Here is a 1,843-nt window from a genome sequence, read left to right as displayed (position 1 = left end):
GCAAACAGGAACTGGCAATCGGGCATATTCTGCGCCAATTCTGAAGACTCATCTTGCAAGGCGTCAGCAGGGATCTTTAAATAGGCTGATAATTCTTCTAGCCAGGCTTCCCAGGCATACTTCAAACTCAAACTAGCGCCAACAACGGCAGCCTGTGCAAGCGCAGCATTAGTACTTGTCTCTGCCTGCTTTGCTTGTGTTTGTGCTGCATACAAATAAGTGTTCACCCTGCTCTTAATATCACTCACCTAAAAGACTCCGTCGACACACACTTACAGCCCAGAAACCCTGTTAAATTGGATTTCCAGACTAATACCTGAGACTAATAAACGCTCCAGTATACCCCATTCAGAGCATGGGGTCATGACTGCTCTGAATATGGAACTTTAATTATCCTGAAGACTTGCTGAATGGGCATTCATGCACTTTAATTAGTAATCATAAATACATCCCGTGGAAAGACCTTTTCATATGACAACACGCGTCCTGATCTGCGACGACTCCAGCGTAGCTAGAAAGCAAATGGCGAGAACCTTGCCAAGTGACTGGGAAATAGAAGTTTCATTTGCGAAACATGGTGAAGAAGCATTGGCAGCCATTAAAGAGGGTTTGGGAGACATTATGTTTCTCGACCTCAACATGCCAGTCATGGATGGTTATGAAACCTTAGAGCAGATTCAGAAACAAGATTTGCCAACGATGGTAATTGTCGTATCAGGAGATATTCAACCTGAAGCACATGAACGCGTTAAGGCTCTAGGCGCAATCGACTTCATTAAGAAACCTACTTCGACTGAAGCGCTCACAGAGCTACTTGAGAAATTTGGCCTTTACAGAGCACCAGAGCCCTCAGCCGCTCCTGCTACGCCTGCAAGAGCACCGATAATTAAGAAAGGTGAAATCGGCAATATTGGCACCCGCGACTGCATGCAAGAAATAGCGAATGTCGCAATGGGACAAGCAGCTGACCTACTCGCTCGGCTTTTGAAAGTCTTCGTAAAACTGCCTATACCAAACGTTAACTTGCTCGAAGTTAGTGAGTTAGAAATGGCCTTATCACTCACCGAGCAACAAGACACCTACTCTGCCGTTTGCCAAGGTTTTATCGGTTCGGGTATTAGTGGTGAAGCCTTGCTCAATTTCAGTGATTCAAGTTTTGGTGATATCGCCAAGCTGCTCGACTACAAAGGCGAAGTCGATCGCATGGTTGAGCTTGAGCTACTAATGGAAGTGGCCAGTATTCTAGTGGGCGCCTGTACTAACGGTATTGCCCAACAACTCGACACCACCTTCAGTCAAGGGCACCCGGTTGTTTTAGGGCAGCATGTCAAAGTAAGTGAATTGATCAAAGCCAATGCCAAGCGCTGGAAGAAAACACTCGCCATTGAAATCACTTACGAAATTGAAAACTACAACATTAGTTGCGACCTGTTATTACTGTTCACTGAAGATTCACTGGACAATTTGAACAAACGACTTTCCTACTTGATGGATTAATAGCCGAACTATGGAACGATCACAGATAGATATAAAAGAATTTCACTGGCTGATGGATATGCTGCAAACCATCGATGTCGGCCTCGTGGTACTGGATCGCAACTTTAGCATTAAAGTTTGGAACAGTTTCATGGAGAGCCATAGCGGCATAACTCCATTGCAGACCAAAGACAAGAATCTCTTTGACTTATTCCCTGATTTGCCCAGAGATTGGCTAGAGCATAAATCTAATTCAGTGTTTATGTTAAAAAACCGCTCCTTTATGACCTGGGAGCAGCGACCTTATCTGTTCAAATTCAAAAACTACCGCCCAATTACCGGCACAGAACCATTCATGTACCAAAAC

2 protein-coding genes and 1 pseudogene are annotated in these 1,843 nt (G+C 44.6%); 2 read left to right on the top strand and 1 reads right to left on the bottom strand.

Translation table 11 applies throughout. The features are described from left to right. The coding region (locus A3735_RS22950; RefSeq protein WP_156499848.1) for a hypothetical protein at positions 1–248 on the bottom strand (248 nt) is incomplete at its 3' end. Between the two features lie 223 nt (positions 249–471). On the opposite strand from A3735_RS22950, the gene A3735_RS22945 reads away from it, so the two are divergent. Together A3735_RS22945 and A3735_RS22940 are read left to right on the top strand one after the other, a co-directional pair. Then, positions 472–1,497, top strand: coding sequence for a response regulator (locus A3735_RS22945; RefSeq protein ID WP_068510487.1), 1,026 nt, complete (start codon positions 472–474; stop codon positions 1,495–1,497). Positions 1,498–1,507: 10 nt separating this feature from the next. Next, a pseudogene (locus A3735_RS22940) lies at positions 1,508–1,843 on the top strand (PAS domain-containing protein); the annotation flags it as partial.

The organism is Oleiphilus sp. HI0061 (assembly GCF_001635675.1).
The sequence above is the reverse complement of the archived record's forward strand: the minus strand, read 5'-3'. Positions and strand labels throughout refer to the sequence as shown.